This is a genomic window from Paludibaculum fermentans (genome assembly GCF_051172195.1).
GTDB lineage: Bacteria > Acidobacteriota > Terriglobia > Bryobacterales > Bryobacteraceae > Paludibaculum > Paludibaculum fermentans_A.
Map to the genome: position 1 here is coordinate 3,656,521 of NZ_JBPJAQ010000001.1, position 16,009 is coordinate 3,672,529.

The window sequence follows — 16,009 nt, forward strand, 5'->3', positions numbered from 1 at the left end:
TTGGGCTGGATTCCTTGCGCACTCCGAGGGGAAGATGCCCGGAAACCGCGAGTCCGCCGCCACATATTCAAGTGATTGCTGTCTCCACCCAGGGGGACAACGTGGGCCGGAGGAGGGCTTGCGGTGACCGCCGAACGCTGGGCCCAGGTAAAGGCCATCTTCGCGCAGGCCCTGGAAATGCCTCCGGCCGAGCGGCACGCCTATATCGAAGCGTCGAGTGCGGATAGCGAGATCCGTGAAGAGGTCGAATCGCTGCTGGCCGCCTCAGAGGAAGCGGGCGCGTTTATCGAACAACCCGCGCTGGCTCCTCCAGGCGGTTCCGCCCTGGAGTTCCCGGCCCCGGGCGACCGCGTCGGCATCTACTCCATCATTCAGAAGGTGGGCGAAGGCGGCATGGGCTCGGTCTACCAGGCCCTGCGCGACGACGGCGAGTTCCGGCGCCTGGTGGCGGTCAAGATCCTCAAACGCGGGATGGATACAGACCATGTCCTGCGCCGCTTCGAGAACGAAAAGCAGATCCTGGCGCACTTCGACCATCCACACATCGCGAAGGTACTGGATGCCGGAGTCACCCCCGATCAGCGTCCATTCTTCGTGATGGAGTTCTACGCCGCGCAGCCCATCGATACATACTGCGAGGCGAAGCGGCTGTCCATTGAACAGCGGCTGGAGCTGTTCCGGAAAGTCTGCGGAGCAGTGGAGTATGCGCACCGCAACCTGATCGTCCATCGCGACCTGAAGCCGGGCAATATCCTGGTGACCGCCGAAGGCGAGCCCCGGTTGCTGGATTTCGGCATCGCCAAGGTCCTCACCGACGAAGGCAAGATGACCCGCGCCGGCGTCCACCTGATGACGCCGGAATATGCCAGTCCCGAACAGATCAAGGGCGATCCCATCAACACCTCCACCGACATCTACTCGCTGGGTGTGATGCTGTACGAGATTCTGGCCGGTGCTCATCCGTTTCCAGGACGGCGGAACGGAGCCTTCCCGCTGGCCACGGCCGATCTGGACCAGCCGCCGAAGTCGCCCAGCACCAGGGTGAAGACACATGCCGGCAAGCCCCTGGACGAACAGGCTGAGCCGCCTGCCCTGCCGGGCGGACTGGCTTCCATCCAGCGCTGGAGCGGACTGCTGCGCGGCGACCTGGACAATATCGTACTCAAAGCACTGGCCCCCGACCCGTTGCGCCGCTACCAGTCGGTGGAGCAGTTGTCAGCCGATCTCGACCGTTACCTGCATGGCCTGCCGGTGAGCGCGGCGGGCGACAGTTTCCTGTACCTGATGCGTAAGTTTGCGCGGCGCAACTGGCTGGCGGTGAGTTCGGCGGCGCTGGTCGTGCTGGCGCTTTCCATCGGTTTGACCGTGGCGAGCTACCAGGCTCGCGTCGCCCGGCGTGAGAGGGCGAGGGCCGAGCAGCGGGAAGGGGAGGTCAGGCAGTTGGCGCAGACGCTGATTTTCGACCTCCACGACGCAATCAGGAACCTGCCCGGAGCCACACCGGTCCGGCAGGAGCTGCTGAAGAAGGCCACGGGCGCCCTGGATAGCCTGGCCAAAGGCGCGACCAACAGTATCGACCTGCGGCTGGAGCTGGCGGATGCCTACATGCGCCTGGGCAGTGTGGAAGGGTCGCCCAGCGAGTCGAGCCTCGGCGACAGCCGGGCGGCCTTGCAGGGCTACCTGAAAGCCAAGGAACTACTGGACGCGATACCCGCAAAAGATCGCAATCCCGATGTCCTTTCGCGGTTGGCGGACGTATACAGCCGGACCGGCGAGGTCTTGAGGAATGTCGGCGAACGCGAAAAAGGGAACGACTATTCGGCGCGCTCCATCGCTTTCCGTGAAGAGGCTGCGGCTCTGCAGCCCACCAGCATTCCGGCCCAGCGTTCGCTGGCCATCGCCTATTTCACCGGCAGCCGGCTGGCTGTCGACATGGGCCACTATGAGGAAGCCGAACGCCTGGCGCGGCAGGCGCTGAAGACCTTTCAGGCGCTCTATGACGCCAATCCAGCGAGCGAACCCGGGCGCTACAATCTCGCCCTTGCTTTGAAATCGCTGGCGGCACTGCGGTCTCATGCCCAGGATCCGCGCGGGGCTGTGGAACTCTCCAAGCGGGCGCTGGAACTCGACAAAATACAGGTGCAGGCCAAACCCAACGACCTCTCGGCGAAGCTGGACCTGGCCATCGATTACAGCGAACTGGCTGAAGCCGAGGCCAAGCTGGAGCAGACTGAACAGGCCGTGCGGGACTACGAGCAGTCGCGGACCCTCAGGGAAGAACTGCTGAAGCGCGACGTGAAGAATGCCCGGCTGAAAGACAGGACGGCGTTCATCAACCGCCAGGAAGGGCTGTTGCTCATCGACCTGAACCGCCGGCCCGAGGCTTTCAAGCTGCTGCAGCGCGCTCTGGAGTTGCAGTTGGAGTTGATGGCGACTTCGCGCGATACGGAAGTTCGGACCCGGCTGGCGGAGTCCAGGGGTTCCCTGGGTATGTGGTATTGCGCGGATGGCCAGAAGGCGGTGGGCCTGCCCATGCTGAAAGGCGCCGTGGCGGAATTCCAGGAGATCGACCGGCAGAAACAACTCTCTTCGCCCGATCAGGCCATGCGCCGCCATCTCGAAGAGCGGTTGGCCAACTGCTCCAAACCGGGCAAGTGACGCTCAGGGCAGGGGGAGCTTGTCAGGGTTGGCGATGACGTAGATCTCTGAGATCAAATCGCCTTCCAGCTTCACCTGGGTCACATAGGCCAGCTTGCCGTCAATATACCCCACGACCGCGGGCTGTCCATTGACCGTGCCGATCCTGAATGTGATCTCCGGCTGCGGCTTCTGCTTCACACCGGCAAAGAACCGGCCAATCACATCGGCGCCGTAGAGCGGGTTGAGTGGTGCGCGTACCTTGCCGCCGCTGTCGCTGTACATCTTGGCGTCCTGCACCAGCAGGGCCGAGATGGCGTGAAGATCGCCGTCCAGGCAGGCTCGGGTAAAAGAGCTGAGCAGTGCCTGGTGCCGCTGCTCCGGGATGGGAAAGCGCGGGCGCCGGGCGTCGATGTGGCTCCGCGCTCGTTTCAACAGTTGGCGGCAGTTGGCCTCTGTCGTCTCCAGCATGTTGGCGATGGCGGAATAGTCATAGTCAAAGACCTCGCGCAGCAGGAAAACGGCGCGCTCCACCGGGGATAGGGTCTCGAGCACCACCAGGAAGGCGAAGGAAAGCGACTCCGCCTCTATGACGCTATCCGCGGGTGTCGTGGTGAGAACGGGCTCTGGCAGCCAGGGTCCGGTGTACTCTTCACGCCGCACCCGGGCGGATTTCATGGTGTCCAGGCAAAGTCTGGCCACGATCGTCATCAGGTAGGGCTTAAGCGACAGGATCGGCGCGGTTTCCGCGGCATAGCGCAGGTAGGCCTCCTGCACGATGTCTTCGGCCTCATGCGCCGAACCCAGCATGCGGTACGCCAGGCCGAAGAGTGCGGACCGGTGCTGCTCGAAATCAGACGCCGGGTGCATGTATCGACGATTGTACCTGGGTCGGCAGCAGGCAGTAAGCGCCGTCGCTGAAGCCCTGCGGTTCCAGCTCCAGGGCATGGTTGAACCGCGCCCGGTAGTTCTCCCAGCAGATGGCGGTCGTGAGCTCCACAATCTGGGCCGGAGTAAAACGCTGCTGCACTGAAGCGAACACTTCGTTGGAGATCTTCGCCGGGGTGGAGCACATGGCGATGCTGTACCGGATGACCGCGCGCTCGGCATCATCGAACGCGGTGCTGGTTTCGAAGTCCACCAACTCCAGGATCTGGCGTTCCGATACACCCTGGCGGCGTGCGACCGCGGGTCCGATGTCCATGCAGTAAGCGCAGCCGATGGTGCGCGCCGCGGCGATAGAGGCCAGGCATTTCAGGTGCTGGGGCACTGACCGCGATGAGTTCAGCGCCTGCTCCATGCCGGCCGTGCCAAAAAGCAGTTTGGGTTGTAGGGCCGCCACGGTGACGGGCTCCGGCAGCACAGCCGTGCCGGTGATCTTGCCGGTGATCTTGACCGCCGCGCGATAGAAGAGGCGCAGGAAGAATCCGGCGCGTTGGGGGGCAATGCCTTTGATTCTGCTCATAGTGTTCTCTCGCCGGGTGAGACGACGCAGCGCGGCGGGTCGTGACAGTCCCCGCAAACAAACTGTCTTTCGTTGGGATTGATCCCCTTTCCCCAGCCTCTGCGCGTGAAGTGAGTGAAGGAAGAGGAAACATTATGAAAACCTGGACCAGGATCGTCTCGGCTATCGCCTCGGTTACCGCCGTAGTGGCGGGTACGACGGCTCTTTACTATGGACTCTATCTGCCCCGCGGCACGCAGCCGCGCGCCGGCAAGGTGCCCGTGAGCGCCGAACGCATCGCCCGCGGCAAATACCTGTTTCAGGTCGTGGCCGATTGCGACGGCTGCCATTCAGAGCGCGACTACTCGCGCTTCGGCGGGCCCGTGGTCGCGTCGGGCCGGGGCAAAGGGCAGGTCATCCCCGAGAAGGGGCCCGTCAGTCCCCTGGTGACCGCAAATATCACGCCGGACAAAGAGACGGGCCTCGGCAACTGGACCGATGGAGAGAAGATCCGGGCCATTCGCGAAGGCATCAGCCGTGACGGCCGTACGCTGTTTCCGATGATGCCGTACAAGAACTTCAGCCAGATGAGCGACTACGACGTGGAGTCGCTGGTGGCCTACATGAACACGCTGGCGCCGGTCAGGAGCAACCTGCCCAAGATGAAGATCCCGTTCCCGCTGAATGTCATGATGAGGTCGTTCCCCGAACCGGTGGCCCAGGTGAAATCGCCCGACCGGGCGCGGAGTGCGGACTATGGCGCTTATCTGGCGACCCTCGGGCACTGCATGGATTGCCATACGCCTCCGGACGGACACAAGCTGGATGAGAGTATGAAGTTTGCAGGCGGACGCGTGTTCGACTCGCCCCTGGGCAAGGTGGTGAGCGCCAATATTACTCCGGACCCGGATACGGGGATCGGCCGCTGGTCGGAGGACTACTTCGTCCAGCGGTTCACGCTGCAGAAGACCTACGTCGTCAACGGCGCGCCCAAGCTGCAGCCGGGCCAGTTCACGTTGATGCCGTGGCTGAATCTGTCGCAGATGGATCCAAACGACCTCTCGGCGATCTACCGCTACCTGCAGACGCAATCCACGATTCCCAATAAGGTGGAGAAGCATCCCGGCACGGTGCAGACTGCAGGCTTCTGATGAGCTGGTTATCACCCCACAAAATGGAAGACTGCCGGGGCGTACGGTTCGCCCGGGCGGTCTTCCTCGGCGCCGGCATCTGGGGCGTCCTGCTGCTGACGCCCATGTACTTCACTGAACTGATGGTGAGTCCGGCCGACTCGCCCGCGCAGAACCATCCTGAGTATTTCTATGGGTTTGTGGGCGTCGCGCTGGCCTGGCAGGTGGCATTTCTGATCATCTCTCGCGATCCGCGGCGGTTCCGGGCGCTGATGCCTGCCGCGCTGATCGAAAAGTTCTCCTTCGGGCTGGCGGTGCTGGTCCTGGGCGTGTACGGGCGGGTGCCTGCTTCGGCCATCGGACTCGGGTTGATCGACCTCGTACTGGGTGTCCTGTTCGCCATCAGCTATCAGGGCTTGGCGGGCCGGGCCGACGTATAACGGTTGGATGGGATAAGCTTGCCTAGTAGGCAGAAAAGTCTGCCGGATGTCGATGGGGCGGCGAGCTTCGGCGCGAATGGATGGCCAGGCGCCGGGTTCGGATGCGGAACCGGCCGTGTTCGCTCCAAAAAAACTGTCCGGCCAGAGTAAAATCTGGAACTTAACCCAAGTCCGACCGTTATAAAAATAGATGAAGGTTCTACACGCTCGCGGTGAGGCTCCACGCCTCCTCTCAGTTCTTCTGTGCGCATCGCTGCTTGTCGCCCAATCCGCTACGGCCCAGACGGCAGTGAGAATCGATCCGGCCGAAGGGCGATTCGGGCGGCTGTTGGATCCATACCGGACCAGGAATGTCCCGGCAATTAACTTGGCGAATTCGTCCAGGTTGGACTCCCTGGTGCGAGCGGGCAACCTGTATCTTTCAGCGCAGGATGTCGTTGCGCTGGCGATCGAAAACAACATTGATGTGGAAGTGCAGCGCTATGCGCCGCTGTTGGCGCGCGAAGTTCTGAAGCGCGCGCAAGGCGGCGGCGTACTGCGTGCCGTGGGTTTGGGCGTGGCGCAAGGCCCCCAGAGCGTGAGCCTGCAGGGCGTCAGCCTCACCGGCGGCGGCACCGGGGCGGCCGGCAGCGGTGTGAGTTCGGGCGGCGGCATCCTCACCCAGTTGGGACCCAGCATCCCCACTCTCGATCCGACCATCTCTGCCTTTGCGAACTTTCAGCACACGACGTCCCCCCAGAGCAATACGGTTCTGACCGGTACGAATTCCTTCGTTGCTGACACGCGAACCTATCAGGCTTCCTATTCGCAGAACTGGCTGTTTGGCCTCGGCGCCACCATGAGCTACTCCAGCCAGTACACCAAGGTCAACAGCAACTTCTACACTCTGAATCCTTACACCTCGGGCAACTTGGACCTGCAATTGACCCAGAACCTGCTGCAAGGGTTCGGTTCCGCCGTGAATGGGCGAAACATTCGCGTCCAGAGGAACAACCTGAAGGTCACTGACTTGCAGTTCAAGCTGCAACTCATCGCCACCATTTCCTCCGTCCTGAACCTCTATTGGGACTTGGTGAGCTTCCAGCAGGACGTTCAGGCGCGCGAGCAGGCTGTCAAGACAGCCCAGCAGTTGTTCGACGACAACAAGCGAATGGTGGACGTCGGCACCCTGGCTGAGATCGAAGTGACGCGCGCGGAATCGCAACTCTACGCGGCGAAGCAGGATCTGGTGATCTCGCGGACCAATCTGCTGCAGCAGGAGACGGTCCTGAAGAACGCCTTGAGCCGCTCTGGCGTCGCGAGCGCGGATCTGGCCGCGGTTCACATCATCGCGCTCGACCGCATTGCCCCTCCTGAAGCGGCTGAACTCGCGGACCTCGAGAAACTGGTGTCCGAGGCGGTCGAGAAGCGGCCGGAGATCCAGCAGAGCCGTCTGAATCTGGAGAGCAACAACCTGAACCTGGTGGGCATCAAGAACTCCCTCAAACCCACCCTGCAGGCCTTCGCTGAACTGACGAACAACGGATTGACCGGCGATCTGACGGCATTGGGATTGGCTGCGGGGGCGGCCGGTTCACCCCTGGTGGGCGGCTATGGAAATCTGTTGGGGCAGATCGCGCGGCGCAACTATCCCAACTACTCGGCCGGCTTCTCGCTGAACATTCCGCTGCGCAACCGCGCCGCCCAGTCGGACTACGTGACCAGCCTCATCGAGATCCGGCAGAACGAACTCAATCTGCAGAAGAGCCTGAACCAGGTCCGGGTGGATGTCCAGAACGCGATGATCGGCCTGGAACAGGCGAAGGCCCGCTATGATGCGGCCCGCACAGCCCGCACACTGGCGACGCAGACGCTGGAAGCCGATCAGAAGAAGTACTCATTGGGTGCTTCCACTTCGTTTCAGGTAGTGCAGGATCAGCGCGACCTGGCGAATGCCCAAAGCTCGGAAGTGCAGGCCATGGCGAACTATACGCACGCTCGCATCTCCCTGGAGCAGGCGTTGGGCCGCACCCTCGACGTCAACCACGTGTCCGTGGAAGAGGCCATGCGCGGCAACGGCGGACCAGCTTCCAAGGGGCCCGATGCGGGGCAGGTGAAACAATGAACGCCCGCCTGGCAGTCAGCTTCCACGCCATCCGCCGCTCTCTGGCGGTGGGTCTCAGCGTCCTGTGTACGTTGACGCCGATGCTGGCGCAGCAGCCTATTGACCCTGTCCGGTCGACTGCGGCCTGGGGCATCCGTACCTATTCCACGCCCACCGTACCTCCCGTGCGCCTGGGCAACTCAGATCGCCTGGCGGGCATGGTGCGTGCCGGCAAGCTGTATTTGACAGTCCAGGACGCCATTGCCTTGGCGCTGGAGAACAGCATCGACCTGGAAGTTGCCCGCTACGGACCGCTGATGGCGTTGTGGCAGCTCAACCGCGCTGAAGCGGGCGGCACCCTGCCCGGCGTGCCCAGCGGCGCTTCGCAGACACAGTCCGTGGCCAGCGGCCAGGGCGTCCTGGGCAGCCAGGCGGCGGCGGGTGTCAGCAGCGGCAATAATGGCTCAACCAACCGCGGCGGCGGCAACGCCACCATCAGCCAGGTGGGCCCGGTCACCCAGAACCTCGATCCCACCATCAAGGGCGCCGTCACATTCAGTCACCGCAGCCTGCCGCAGCCCAATAGCGTGCAGAGCATCACCTCGGTCCTGGTGCAGGATCAGCGCGTCTACAATTCCTCCATCCAGCAGGGCCTGTTGAGCGGCGGCAGCGTGACGCTCAGCTACAACAGCAACTATCTCGATGAGAATTCGCCCAGCAACGTGTTGAACCCTTCCGTCGCGCCGCGTCTGTCCCTCCAGTTCCAGCACAACCTGCTGCGTGGTTTCGGCATTGCCGTGAACTCGCGCAACATCACCGTGACGCGAAATGGAGTGAAGAACTCAGACCTCACGTTCCGCAATCAGGTCACTTCCGTGGTGGTGCGTGTCTTGAATGCCTACTACGCCCTGGTGGGCGGTCACGAGAGTCTCAAGTCGAAAGTGTCCGCCTTGGATGTCGCAGACCGGTTGGTGGCCGATGGCAAGCGCAAGATCGAGGTCGGAACGCTGTCGGAAGGCGACCTGATTCCGGTACAGTCGCAGGCCGCGACCGCGCGGCTGGATATGGTGAACGCGCAGACCTCCCTGCAGCAGCAGGAGCTGCAGTTGAAGATCCTGCTCAGCCGCAATGGCGTGAAGGATCCCATTCTGGCGGCCGCCCAGATCATCCCGGTAGACAGGCTGGTGGTGCCCGATCAGGCGCCGCTGCCGCCACTCCAGGAACTGGTGGCCCAGGCGATAGCCCAGCGCCCCGATATCGCTTTGGAAAAGGCGAATCTGGTCAACTCGGAGATCAATAACCTGGGTACGGCCAATGGCGTCCTGCCCTCCCTGCAGGTGTTCGGCAGCACCACCAACTCCGGTCTCGCCGGCACGGCCCGCAGTGTGGCCGGCAGCGCGCCGGCTGATGCCTATTTCGTCGGCGGCCTCGGGACCGCGATGGGGCAGGTATTCCGGCGGAACTTTCCGTCCCAGGCCATCGGCGCCTTCATCCAGCTCCCCATCAACAACCGGCAGGCGCAGGCCGACTCCAATATCGGCAACCTGCAGATCCGGCAAAGCCAGTTGGCGCTGCAGAAGGACGTGAAGCAGCTCCAGGTCGACATCATGAACGCGATCGTGGCGCTGGAGCAATCCAGGGCGCGCTATGACGCGTCTTTGAAGAGCCGCGCACTGGCCGAGGAACTGCTCAAGGGCGAACAGCGCAAATTCGAGTTGGGCGCCTCCACCCCCACCGATGTGGTGCGCCAGCAGCGCGACCTCACGACGGCCCAGGCCGCCGAAGTCTCCTCGCTCATCACCTACACGAATGCCCGGGTTCTCCTGGACCAGACCCTTGGTTCCGTACTGGAAACCAATCATGTGCAACTCGCCGAAGCGAATGCCGGCAAGCTGTCGGCCGCGCCGTCGGTGCCGCCGGTCTCTTCGGATCAGAAATAGCCGGTTCCGCCGCGGGCCCTCCTGCCAGTGGGGAGCGCCCGCGGTCCAGGCTATTCGTTCTCTGAGTTGTAGAGCACTTCCTCACCGAAGCCCCCATTGTGGGTGGGCTCGTGGTTCACTGACGCGGGCGAACGCAGCACGCGGATGGGCCGGGCTCCAGCCTGGATCGAATCGCGAATGTCCCCATCGGAGTCGCCATAGCTCACCTGGGCCTTGATCTCCCGGAACGCTTTGGTCTTGGGTTGGCGGCTGGTGAAGATGACGGCCGGTGAATCGGCCGGCAGCGCGAACTCGTGGCGCAGCAGTTCCGTCAGCTTCTCGCTGCCGGTGAAGATCCGCTTGGTGACGAAGTAGATCCTGTCGCCGCGCGATTTGTGAAGCGCGATCAGTTCGCTGGCAATCCACTTCCTGACGCTGTATTGGTCCAGCTCGTTGTTCATCTTCGTCCAGAACTCTCGATACTTGCGGCGGTCCTCGTCCGAAGGCAGGTCTTCCTCGCGCACCGAGACGCCGGCGGAGACGATCTGCGGGCCGTAGGTGCGGGAACCCCACTGAAAGCCTGGAGAGGTGAAGAGCACCGTGTCATCGACATCGAAAACGACGTTGATCGGCTCGCTGGGCAGGCTGCGAGCCAGTTCGCCCAGAGTGATGGTGCGCGGTGTTTCCGCCAGTGCGCACGGGGCGAGCAAGGCAACCAGCAGCGCAGAGGCTGTCAGGGCAAATCGGGACTTCAGGTGGATACGCATGGAGGTCAGTAGTTTCAGGTGAACGTGTTCTTCTTCGTCAGCGGGCGGGCAGTGCGCGCCTCAATTCAGTAAGGCGCAATCTGGTGCCCGGGACGATCACTCACTGCGTTCATCACCGATTATGGCTCCGCGTCGCCGCTGATCAGGCCTTTGGAAAGGAACTCGGTCTTCAGCTTCTCCGCCCTGTCGACAGCCGCCCGCAACTCCGTCAATATCGGATTCCCGCCGCCGGGATAGCCTTTCCACAGGTTGATGGTCTGGATGCTGAGGAAGTAGACGTCCTCCCTGTCTGTCATCTCCTCGACGAAGCCCGGCAGGATTTCCTCCGGGATCAACCCGCCCCCGCTGCCCCGGTTGTTCTGCCACCAATACCGGTTCTGGACAAACTTGAAAGTTGTGATCGGACCATCTACGTCGATTGCGCCGTCCGGCATCCGCATGTGGTTCATCGGCAGGACAAGGTAGAACCGCTGCGGCCGGCCGTTGTCGACGCTGTAGCGCCACGCGCCGTGGTTGGTCCACTGGCCTGCGGTCACGGGTGGAAAGTTGAGCTCCTTCAGCGCCGCTGATAGGAGTTCCAGGTTGCGCGCCCTCTCTGCATCCCGGTCGCTGGTCTTGTAGTCCCGCAGCTTCTCGAAGTACTCAGCCCGATTGGGACCAATCGCAATCGTACTGCGCAGGTATTTCAGGTTGGCCTTCGCCTGCTCGACGGTGTACTGCTTCTGGTAGCCCAGCCAGGTGATGACAATACCCGCCTCCGCATCGGTGAGGCGCAGGTAGTGCGCCGGTTCAGTCACGGGGTGGTGTTCGTAGACTGTCTGAAAAATCTCCCATTGCAGCGCGCCTTCCACACTCGTTTGCCCCGGGGCAGGCGGCTTGTTGACGTCGAAGCTCCCTTTGCGTCGCTGCGCCGCGAAGGTCGAACGGTCCAGGTCCGGCGCCGCGATGGCGATGATCATCGTCTCCGCATAGGAAGTGGTGCCGTTTATGTGAGTATCATTGACGCGCCGGAATAGAAACCGGGAGATGTCGCCGTCGCGGTGGGGCGGCTCGGGTTCATACCTCAGATCGGTCGGGACCTTGACGGTGGCCAGCCCATCGAGATCGATGGTGGTTTGTTTCAGCTCCGACCAGATGCGCGTTTTACGAAAGAGAAAGCAAGCCATCGTCCCCAGGGCGACAGCGATGAGAAGGCCAACGAGTAACGCTGGTTTCATGCAGTTGAACGATTATCGCAGAGACCTTTGCTTTCCGTTCAGGCTGTTCACGGAAAAAGAGCAGGTTCCAGTCCTCTGGAGAATTCCACTACACTGGCGGATCGCCACGAAGCATTCCGGAGTAAGCTCGGAACTGAGATGCGGCAAATCACCTGTGCGGTTTTCCTTTTTGCGGCCGGCCTGACGGCTCAGGGCCAGGAGTGGCGGCAGTGGTCTCCTCGCCCGGAAGTGGCTCCGAAATACAGCCGCGCCGGCGATGAACTCACCTTGGAGGGGGCAGGGAATCCAGGTGTCTTTGGCGGCTGGGAGCAGGTGCTCACCGGGATCCAGCCCGGCCAATGGTATCGGCTTACCGGCCAATACCGGGCCGCCGGCCTGGGCTATGAACCGCTGCAGGTTCCAGTGAAGCTCGACTGGCAGAATGCGCAGGGGCGCCGCACGGGCCAACCGGATTACCCCTGGCAGGTGAAGAGCGCGGGCGAGTGGCGGATGGTCTCGCTGGAAGCACCGGCTCCGGAGGGCGCCACCTCGGCCCACCTCCAGTTGCTGCTGCAGAATGCTCCCCAGGGCCGTGTGTCATGGAAAGGCTGGAAGCTGGAGGCGATCGCCGCACCCAAGGCCCGGCCGGTCAAAGTGGCGGCGATCCGGCTGCACCCTCGCGGACCCGATCCCGTGTCGCGGTTCCTGGAGCTTTCTGATGCCAAGGCCCCCCAGGGGACCGACGTCATCCTGTTGCCGGAAGGCATCACGGTAGTAGGCACAGGCAAAACTTATGCCGACGTGGCCGAGCCGGTGCCGGGACCCACCACCCAACGGCTGGGCGAATTGGCCCGGCGCAAAGGCTCGTGGGTCGTGGCCGGCTTGTACGAGCGCGAGGGCCATCTCATCTACAACACAGCGGTGTTGATCGATCGGGCCGGCCGCTATGTGGGCCGCTATCGCAAGGTCTACATCCCCCGGGAAGAGTTGGAAGGCGGCATCACCCCGGGCAGTGACTTCCCCGTCTTCCAGGCCGATTTCGGGAAGGTCGGGATGATGATCTGTTGGGATGTGCAGTACGCTGATCCGGCTCGCGGGCTTGCCCTGCGCGGCGCGGAACTCATCCTGATGCCCATCTGGGGCGGCAACGAGACCCTGGCCAAGGCACGTGCGATTGAGAATCACCTCTTCCTGGCTTCCTCCGGCTACGATTTCCCGTCCCTGATTCTCGATCCGGCCGGCGAGACCCTGGCGCGCACAGAGGACGACGGCACCGTCGCATTGTCGACCATCGACCTGAACCGCCGCTATCTGGATCCCTGGCTGGGCGACATGAAAGCACGCTATTTCCGCGAGTTGCGCGGCGATGTGACCGTCGATCCGGCCGGCCGCAAGTAGCGCCACCATGGGGTGCTGTATGCTCGGTGAAGCGAGCACATATGTACGATCCCATACAGACCAACCGGCGAGCCTTCCTACGGCAGGCCGCGGCCGGCTTAACGGCTCCGTTTTTCATCCCTAATCTCCTCTCCGCTCCGCGCGATGGCCTGCGTCTGGCCAGTTTCGGGGCTTCCAACATGGCTTTCGCCACCCTCGATGGCATCGCCACGCATCCCAAGGTCAAACTCGTCTGTGTCGCCGAGGTGGATTCCGCCCTGCTGGGTGGCGTGAAAAAGAAATATCCCGACGCCAAGGTCTATGTGGACTGGCGCGAGATGCTCGACAAAGAGCACAAGAACCTGGACGCCGTCTGCGTCGGCACCCCGGACCACATGCACGCGCCCATGGCCGTCAGCTCCATGCAGCGAGGCTTGCACGTCTACGGACAGAAGCCGCTGGCGCACGACCTCTATGAGGTCCGCAAGATGACCGAGATGGCGCGGAAGAAGAAACTGGTGACCCAGATGGGCATCCAGATCCACTCCGCCACCGAGTACAAGACCGCCGTCCAGTTGATCCAGGGCGGCGCCATCGGCAAGATCAAGGAAGTCTACGCGTGGAGCGGCAAGAAGTGGGGCGATCCTGAGCCCCGCCCCGAGCGCACCGACCAGGCACCGTCCACACTGAATTGGGATCAGTGGCTCGGCGTGTCGGCCGAACGCCCCTATCTGAAGGGCTACTACCATCCCGGCGAGTGGCGCAAACGCATCGATTTCGGCACCGCGACCTTCGGCGACATGGGCTGCCACATCTACGACCCCATCTTCTCGGCTCTGCAACTGACGTCGCCCCTCTCCGTCCGGTCGGAAGGCGCGGCTCCGAATGCCCACAACTGGTCCGTCAACGCGGTCATCCATTACGTCTTCCCGGGCACCCGCTTCACCAGTGACAAGACCGTCAATGTGACGTGGTACGACGGCGACGAACGTCCTCCGCAGGAGATTCAGGCGATGGTCGGCGGCAAGCGGTTGCCGGGCACCGGTTGCATCTTCATCGGCACCAACGGCGTGATGCTGCTGCCTCACATCAAAATGCCTGTCCTCTATCCGGAGGCCCAGTTCAAGGACTTCCAGCTGAAGAAGGTGGAGGGTGTCGATCACTACCACGAATGGGTGGACGCGATCTTGGGCAAGGGCAGTACGTCGACTCCCTTCAGCTATTCAGGGCCGCTCACCGAGGCAGTGCTGCTCGGTCCCCTGGCGACCTTCTTCCCCAAGACGACGCTGGAGTGGAATGCGAAGAAGCTGAAGTTCAAGAACTCCCCCGAAGCGAATGGCCATGTCCGGCGTGCCTATCGCGCCGGTTGGAAAGTGAAGGGCCTCAGCTAAGCATCCGGAGCCCGCGCAATCAGGCCAGCGGCTTCCCGCCCGTCCAGAGTGAGGTCGGGCGGGAGGTCCGCAGGTTGGAACATCCAGGCGCGCTCCACGACGAGGCCCGAACTCGTGGCTGCGCGCGCCAGGATCTGATCGTCCAGCAGATGCACAGCTGGCGGCATCTGGCCCAGCTTGCGGTGCTGGGAATAGACGCTCACCTTGGGGATCCAGCCCGGCCACCGCGCCCCTTCCTGCACCCGCCTCTCATACTCCGTCCGGAAGGATTCGAACGGCGCCAGATAGGGCGTCACCACTTGAGCGAAGAGCAGCCCGCCGGGTTTCAACCACCTCGCGATGGCGCGCAGGCCTCGCTCCAATTCGCGCCCACTTAGGAAATGCAGGACGTTGCAGGCATGCACGGCGCTCAGGCTGTGATCTGGGAAGTGGATGATACGCGGAAAGTGCCCGGCTCGCAACGATAAGCGGTGGCGGTCCTCCGGCCGGGCGGCGGCTTCGGCGTCGTCGAGGTGGCGCTGGTCCAGATCGTTCAGGATCACCCAGGACCCGGCCTGCAGAGCCGCCAGACCCACCAGGCCATAAGCTGCGCCCAGGTCGAGCACCGGTGCGTCCTCGGTGCCCAGCTGCCCTGCGCGGCATGCCTCCACGAAGAGCGCGCTGACATTGTGCACCTCAATGGCGGCCCAGCCCATGCGATTGCGCGTGAGCAGCCGGCGCCGGACTGGTTTGGACCCCGTATCCATGTCTTCTGTCAGGGCCTGACGGGCAGCGGCTCAGCGGCCGCCAGCGTCTCCACATGAATCGGCCGGACCTCTCCGTCCACGCCGCCGATGGTCTGCGCGGTGTGCTGATAAGCGATCACGTCGCCAGTGACCAGGTGCAGGATGCCCCCGATCCCCGGCAATTCCGGATCGTCTGTGTCGCCAATGGCCGCCGCTACCGTGGCCGCCACCGCCTGGGCGCTGGAGATGACATTGACCGATGGTCCCAGCGTCGCTTCAATCACAGGCCGCAGGACCGGGTAGTGCGTACAACCCAGGATCAGGGTGTCGATCGCCGGCCGGTCCGCGAAGTAATGCCGCGCCAGCAGCGCGGCCTCCTCGGAATCCGACAGGTTCTCTTCCACCAGGTGGACGAACATCGGACAGGCGCGCGCCCACACCCGCAGCCCGAGTGCCTCCAGGCGCCGCTGGTAGGCTCCGCTGGCGATGGCGCCGCGCGTCCCGATCACTCCAACCGAGCCTGTTTTCGAAGCCTCAAACGCAGCGCGGACACCCGGCTCGATGACGCCCCATACCGGCACGGGCAACTCATCGGCCAGCGCCGGTAATGCCGCGGCCGTGGCCGTATTGCACGCGACGACGATGGCCTCGACATCCTGGGCCAGCAGGAAGGCCGCGATCTCGCGCGCGAATCCGGCCACCATGGAACTCGGCTTGCGCCCGTAAGGCACGCGAGCGGTGTCGCCGACATACAGAAAGTCGGCCTGGGGCATCGTGCGGCGCATGGCCTTCAGCACAGTGAGGCCGCCGACCCCGGAGTCGAAGACGCCAATTTTACGGCGTACCCCCGGCCGGTGAGCAGAAGGAAGTGGCGCAAAGCGAGAAGGCTGCATGAGAACT

13 protein-coding genes are annotated in these 16,009 nt (G+C 63.2%); 7 read left to right on the forward strand and 6 right to left on the reverse strand.

The features are described from left to right. Nucleotides 1–123 precede the first annotated feature (123 nt). Complete coding sequence (locus ACR9Y2_RS14860) at nt 124–2,658, forward strand: protein kinase domain-containing protein (protein ID WP_435042152.1); 2,535 nt, start codon at nt 124–126, stop codon at nt 2,656–2,658. A 3-nt stretch (nt 2,659–2,661) separates the two neighbouring features. Here the strand turns inward: ACR9Y2_RS14860 and ACR9Y2_RS14865 are convergent, their stop codons facing one another. After that, the gene (locus tag ACR9Y2_RS14865; protein WP_435042153.1) at nt 2,662–3,507 is read right to left on the reverse strand and encodes an RNA polymerase sigma-70 factor; all 846 of its coding nucleotides are present in this window, start codon (nt 3,505–3,507) and stop codon (nt 2,662–2,664) included. Beyond that, on the reverse strand, nt 3,491–4,102 hold the full coding sequence (locus ACR9Y2_RS14870) for a carboxymuconolactone decarboxylase family protein (RefSeq protein WP_435042154.1): 612 nt from the start codon (nt 4,100–4,102) through the stop codon (nt 3,491–3,493). Before ACR9Y2_RS14870 ends, ACR9Y2_RS14865 begins: the two co-directional genes overlap by 17 nt. Nucleotides 4,103–4,236: 134 nt before the next feature. On the opposite strand from ACR9Y2_RS14870, the gene ACR9Y2_RS14875 reads away from it, so the two are divergent. The 4 genes from ACR9Y2_RS14875 to ACR9Y2_RS14890 all read left to right on the forward strand — a co-directional run bounded on the left by ACR9Y2_RS14875 (nt 4,237) and on the right by ACR9Y2_RS14890 (nt 9,674). Further along, the gene (locus tag ACR9Y2_RS14875) at nt 4,237–5,232 is read left to right on the forward strand and encodes a c-type cytochrome (protein ID WP_435042155.1); all 996 of its coding nucleotides are present in this window, start codon (nt 4,237–4,239) and stop codon (nt 5,230–5,232) included. Beyond that, nucleotides 5,232–5,651, forward strand: coding sequence for a hypothetical protein (locus ACR9Y2_RS14880; protein ID WP_435042156.1), 420 nt, complete (start codon nt 5,232–5,234; stop codon nt 5,649–5,651). Before ACR9Y2_RS14875 ends, ACR9Y2_RS14880 begins: the two co-directional genes overlap by 1 nt. A 190-nt stretch (nt 5,652–5,841) precedes the next feature. Continuing rightward, entirely contained in the window at nt 5,842–7,755 is a 1,914-nt protein-coding gene (locus tag ACR9Y2_RS14885; RefSeq protein ID WP_435042157.1) for a TolC family protein, read from the forward strand. After that, nucleotides 7,752–9,674, forward strand: coding sequence for a TolC family protein (locus ACR9Y2_RS14890; RefSeq protein WP_435042158.1), 1,923 nt, complete (start codon nt 7,752–7,754; stop codon nt 9,672–9,674). Before ACR9Y2_RS14885 ends, ACR9Y2_RS14890 begins: the two co-directional genes overlap by 4 nt. Before the next feature lie 50 nt (nt 9,675–9,724). Here ACR9Y2_RS14890 and ACR9Y2_RS14895 read toward each other — a convergent pair whose 3' ends face one another. Both ACR9Y2_RS14895 and ACR9Y2_RS14900 read right to left on the reverse strand, forming a co-directional pair. Next, nucleotides 9,725–10,420 carry an HAD family acid phosphatase gene (locus ACR9Y2_RS14895; protein WP_435042159.1) on the reverse strand — a complete coding sequence of 232 codons (696 nt, stop codon included), beginning with the start codon at nt 10,418–10,420 and terminating at the stop codon, nt 9,725–9,727. A gap of 119 nt (nt 10,421–10,539) precedes the next feature. Then, nucleotides 10,540–11,637: a hypothetical protein gene (locus ACR9Y2_RS14900; RefSeq protein WP_435042160.1), complete on the reverse strand. Its 1,098-nt coding sequence runs from the start codon at nt 11,635–11,637 to the stop codon at nt 10,540–10,542. 138 nt (nt 11,638–11,775) lie between these two features. On the opposite strand from ACR9Y2_RS14900, the gene ACR9Y2_RS14905 reads away from it, so the two are divergent. Further along, nucleotides 11,776–13,014 carry a carbon-nitrogen hydrolase family protein gene (locus ACR9Y2_RS14905; RefSeq protein WP_435042161.1) on the forward strand — a complete coding sequence of 413 codons (1,239 nt, stop codon included), beginning with the start codon at nt 11,776–11,778 and terminating at the stop codon, nt 13,012–13,014. Nucleotides 13,015–13,055: 41 nt separating this feature from the next. Continuing rightward, entirely contained in the window at nt 13,056–14,384 is a 1,329-nt protein-coding gene (locus ACR9Y2_RS14910; RefSeq protein ID WP_435042163.1) for a Gfo/Idh/MocA family protein, read from the forward strand. Here ACR9Y2_RS14910 and ACR9Y2_RS14915 read toward each other — a convergent pair. Together ACR9Y2_RS14915 and murI are read right to left on the reverse strand one after the other, a co-directional pair. Continuing rightward, the gene (locus tag ACR9Y2_RS14915; RefSeq protein WP_435042164.1) at nt 14,381–15,130 is read right to left on the reverse strand and encodes a class I SAM-dependent methyltransferase; all 750 of its coding nucleotides are present in this window, start codon (nt 15,128–15,130) and stop codon (nt 14,381–14,383) included. The two genes, ACR9Y2_RS14910 and ACR9Y2_RS14915, sit on opposite strands and share 4 nt — an antisense overlap. Before the next feature lie 8 nt (nt 15,131–15,138). Next, the gene (gene murI, locus ACR9Y2_RS14920) at nt 15,139–16,002 is read right to left on the reverse strand and encodes a glutamate racemase (protein ID WP_435042165.1); all 864 of its coding nucleotides are present in this window, start codon (nt 16,000–16,002) and stop codon (nt 15,139–15,141) included. Nucleotides 16,003–16,009 lie beyond the last annotated feature (7 nt).

What these genes read in the sequence shown, in the direction of transcription:
- ACR9Y2_RS14895 (WP_435042159.1), bottom strand. Translation starts at nt 10,420, where the DNA reads ATGCGTATCCACCTGAAGTCCCGATTTGCCCTGACAGCCTCTGCGCTG.
- murI (WP_435042165.1), bottom strand. Translation starts at nt 16,002, where the DNA reads ATGCAGCCTTCTCGCTTTGCGCCACTTCCTTCTGCTCACCGGCCGGGG.
- ACR9Y2_RS14880 (WP_435042156.1), top strand. Translation starts at nt 5,232, where the DNA reads ATGAGCTGGTTATCACCCCACAAAATGGAAGACTGCCGGGGCGTACGG.
- ACR9Y2_RS14910 (WP_435042163.1), top strand. Translation starts at nt 13,056, where the DNA reads ATGTACGATCCCATACAGACCAACCGGCGAGCCTTCCTACGGCAGGCC.
- ACR9Y2_RS14865 (WP_435042153.1), bottom strand. Translation starts at nt 3,507, where the DNA reads ATGCACCCGGCGTCTGATTTCGAGCAGCACCGGTCCGCACTCTTCGGC.
- ACR9Y2_RS14870 (WP_435042154.1), bottom strand. Translation starts at nt 4,102, where the DNA reads ATGAGCAGAATCAAAGGCATTGCCCCCCAACGCGCCGGATTCTTCCTG.
- ACR9Y2_RS14890 (WP_435042158.1), top strand. Translation starts at nt 7,752, where the DNA reads ATGAACGCCCGCCTGGCAGTCAGCTTCCACGCCATCCGCCGCTCTCTG.
- ACR9Y2_RS14915 (WP_435042164.1), bottom strand. Translation starts at nt 15,130, where the DNA reads ATGGATACGGGGTCCAAACCAGTCCGGCGCCGGCTGCTCACGCGCAAT.
- ACR9Y2_RS14875 (WP_435042155.1), top strand. Translation starts at nt 4,237, where the DNA reads ATGAAAACCTGGACCAGGATCGTCTCGGCTATCGCCTCGGTTACCGCC.
- ACR9Y2_RS14905 (WP_435042161.1), top strand. Translation starts at nt 11,776, where the DNA reads ATGCGGCAAATCACCTGTGCGGTTTTCCTTTTTGCGGCCGGCCTGACG.
- ACR9Y2_RS14900 (WP_435042160.1), bottom strand. Translation starts at nt 11,637, where the DNA reads ATGAAACCAGCGTTACTCGTTGGCCTTCTCATCGCTGTCGCCCTGGGG.
- ACR9Y2_RS14885 (WP_435042157.1), top strand. Translation starts at nt 5,842, where the DNA reads ATGAAGGTTCTACACGCTCGCGGTGAGGCTCCACGCCTCCTCTCAGTT.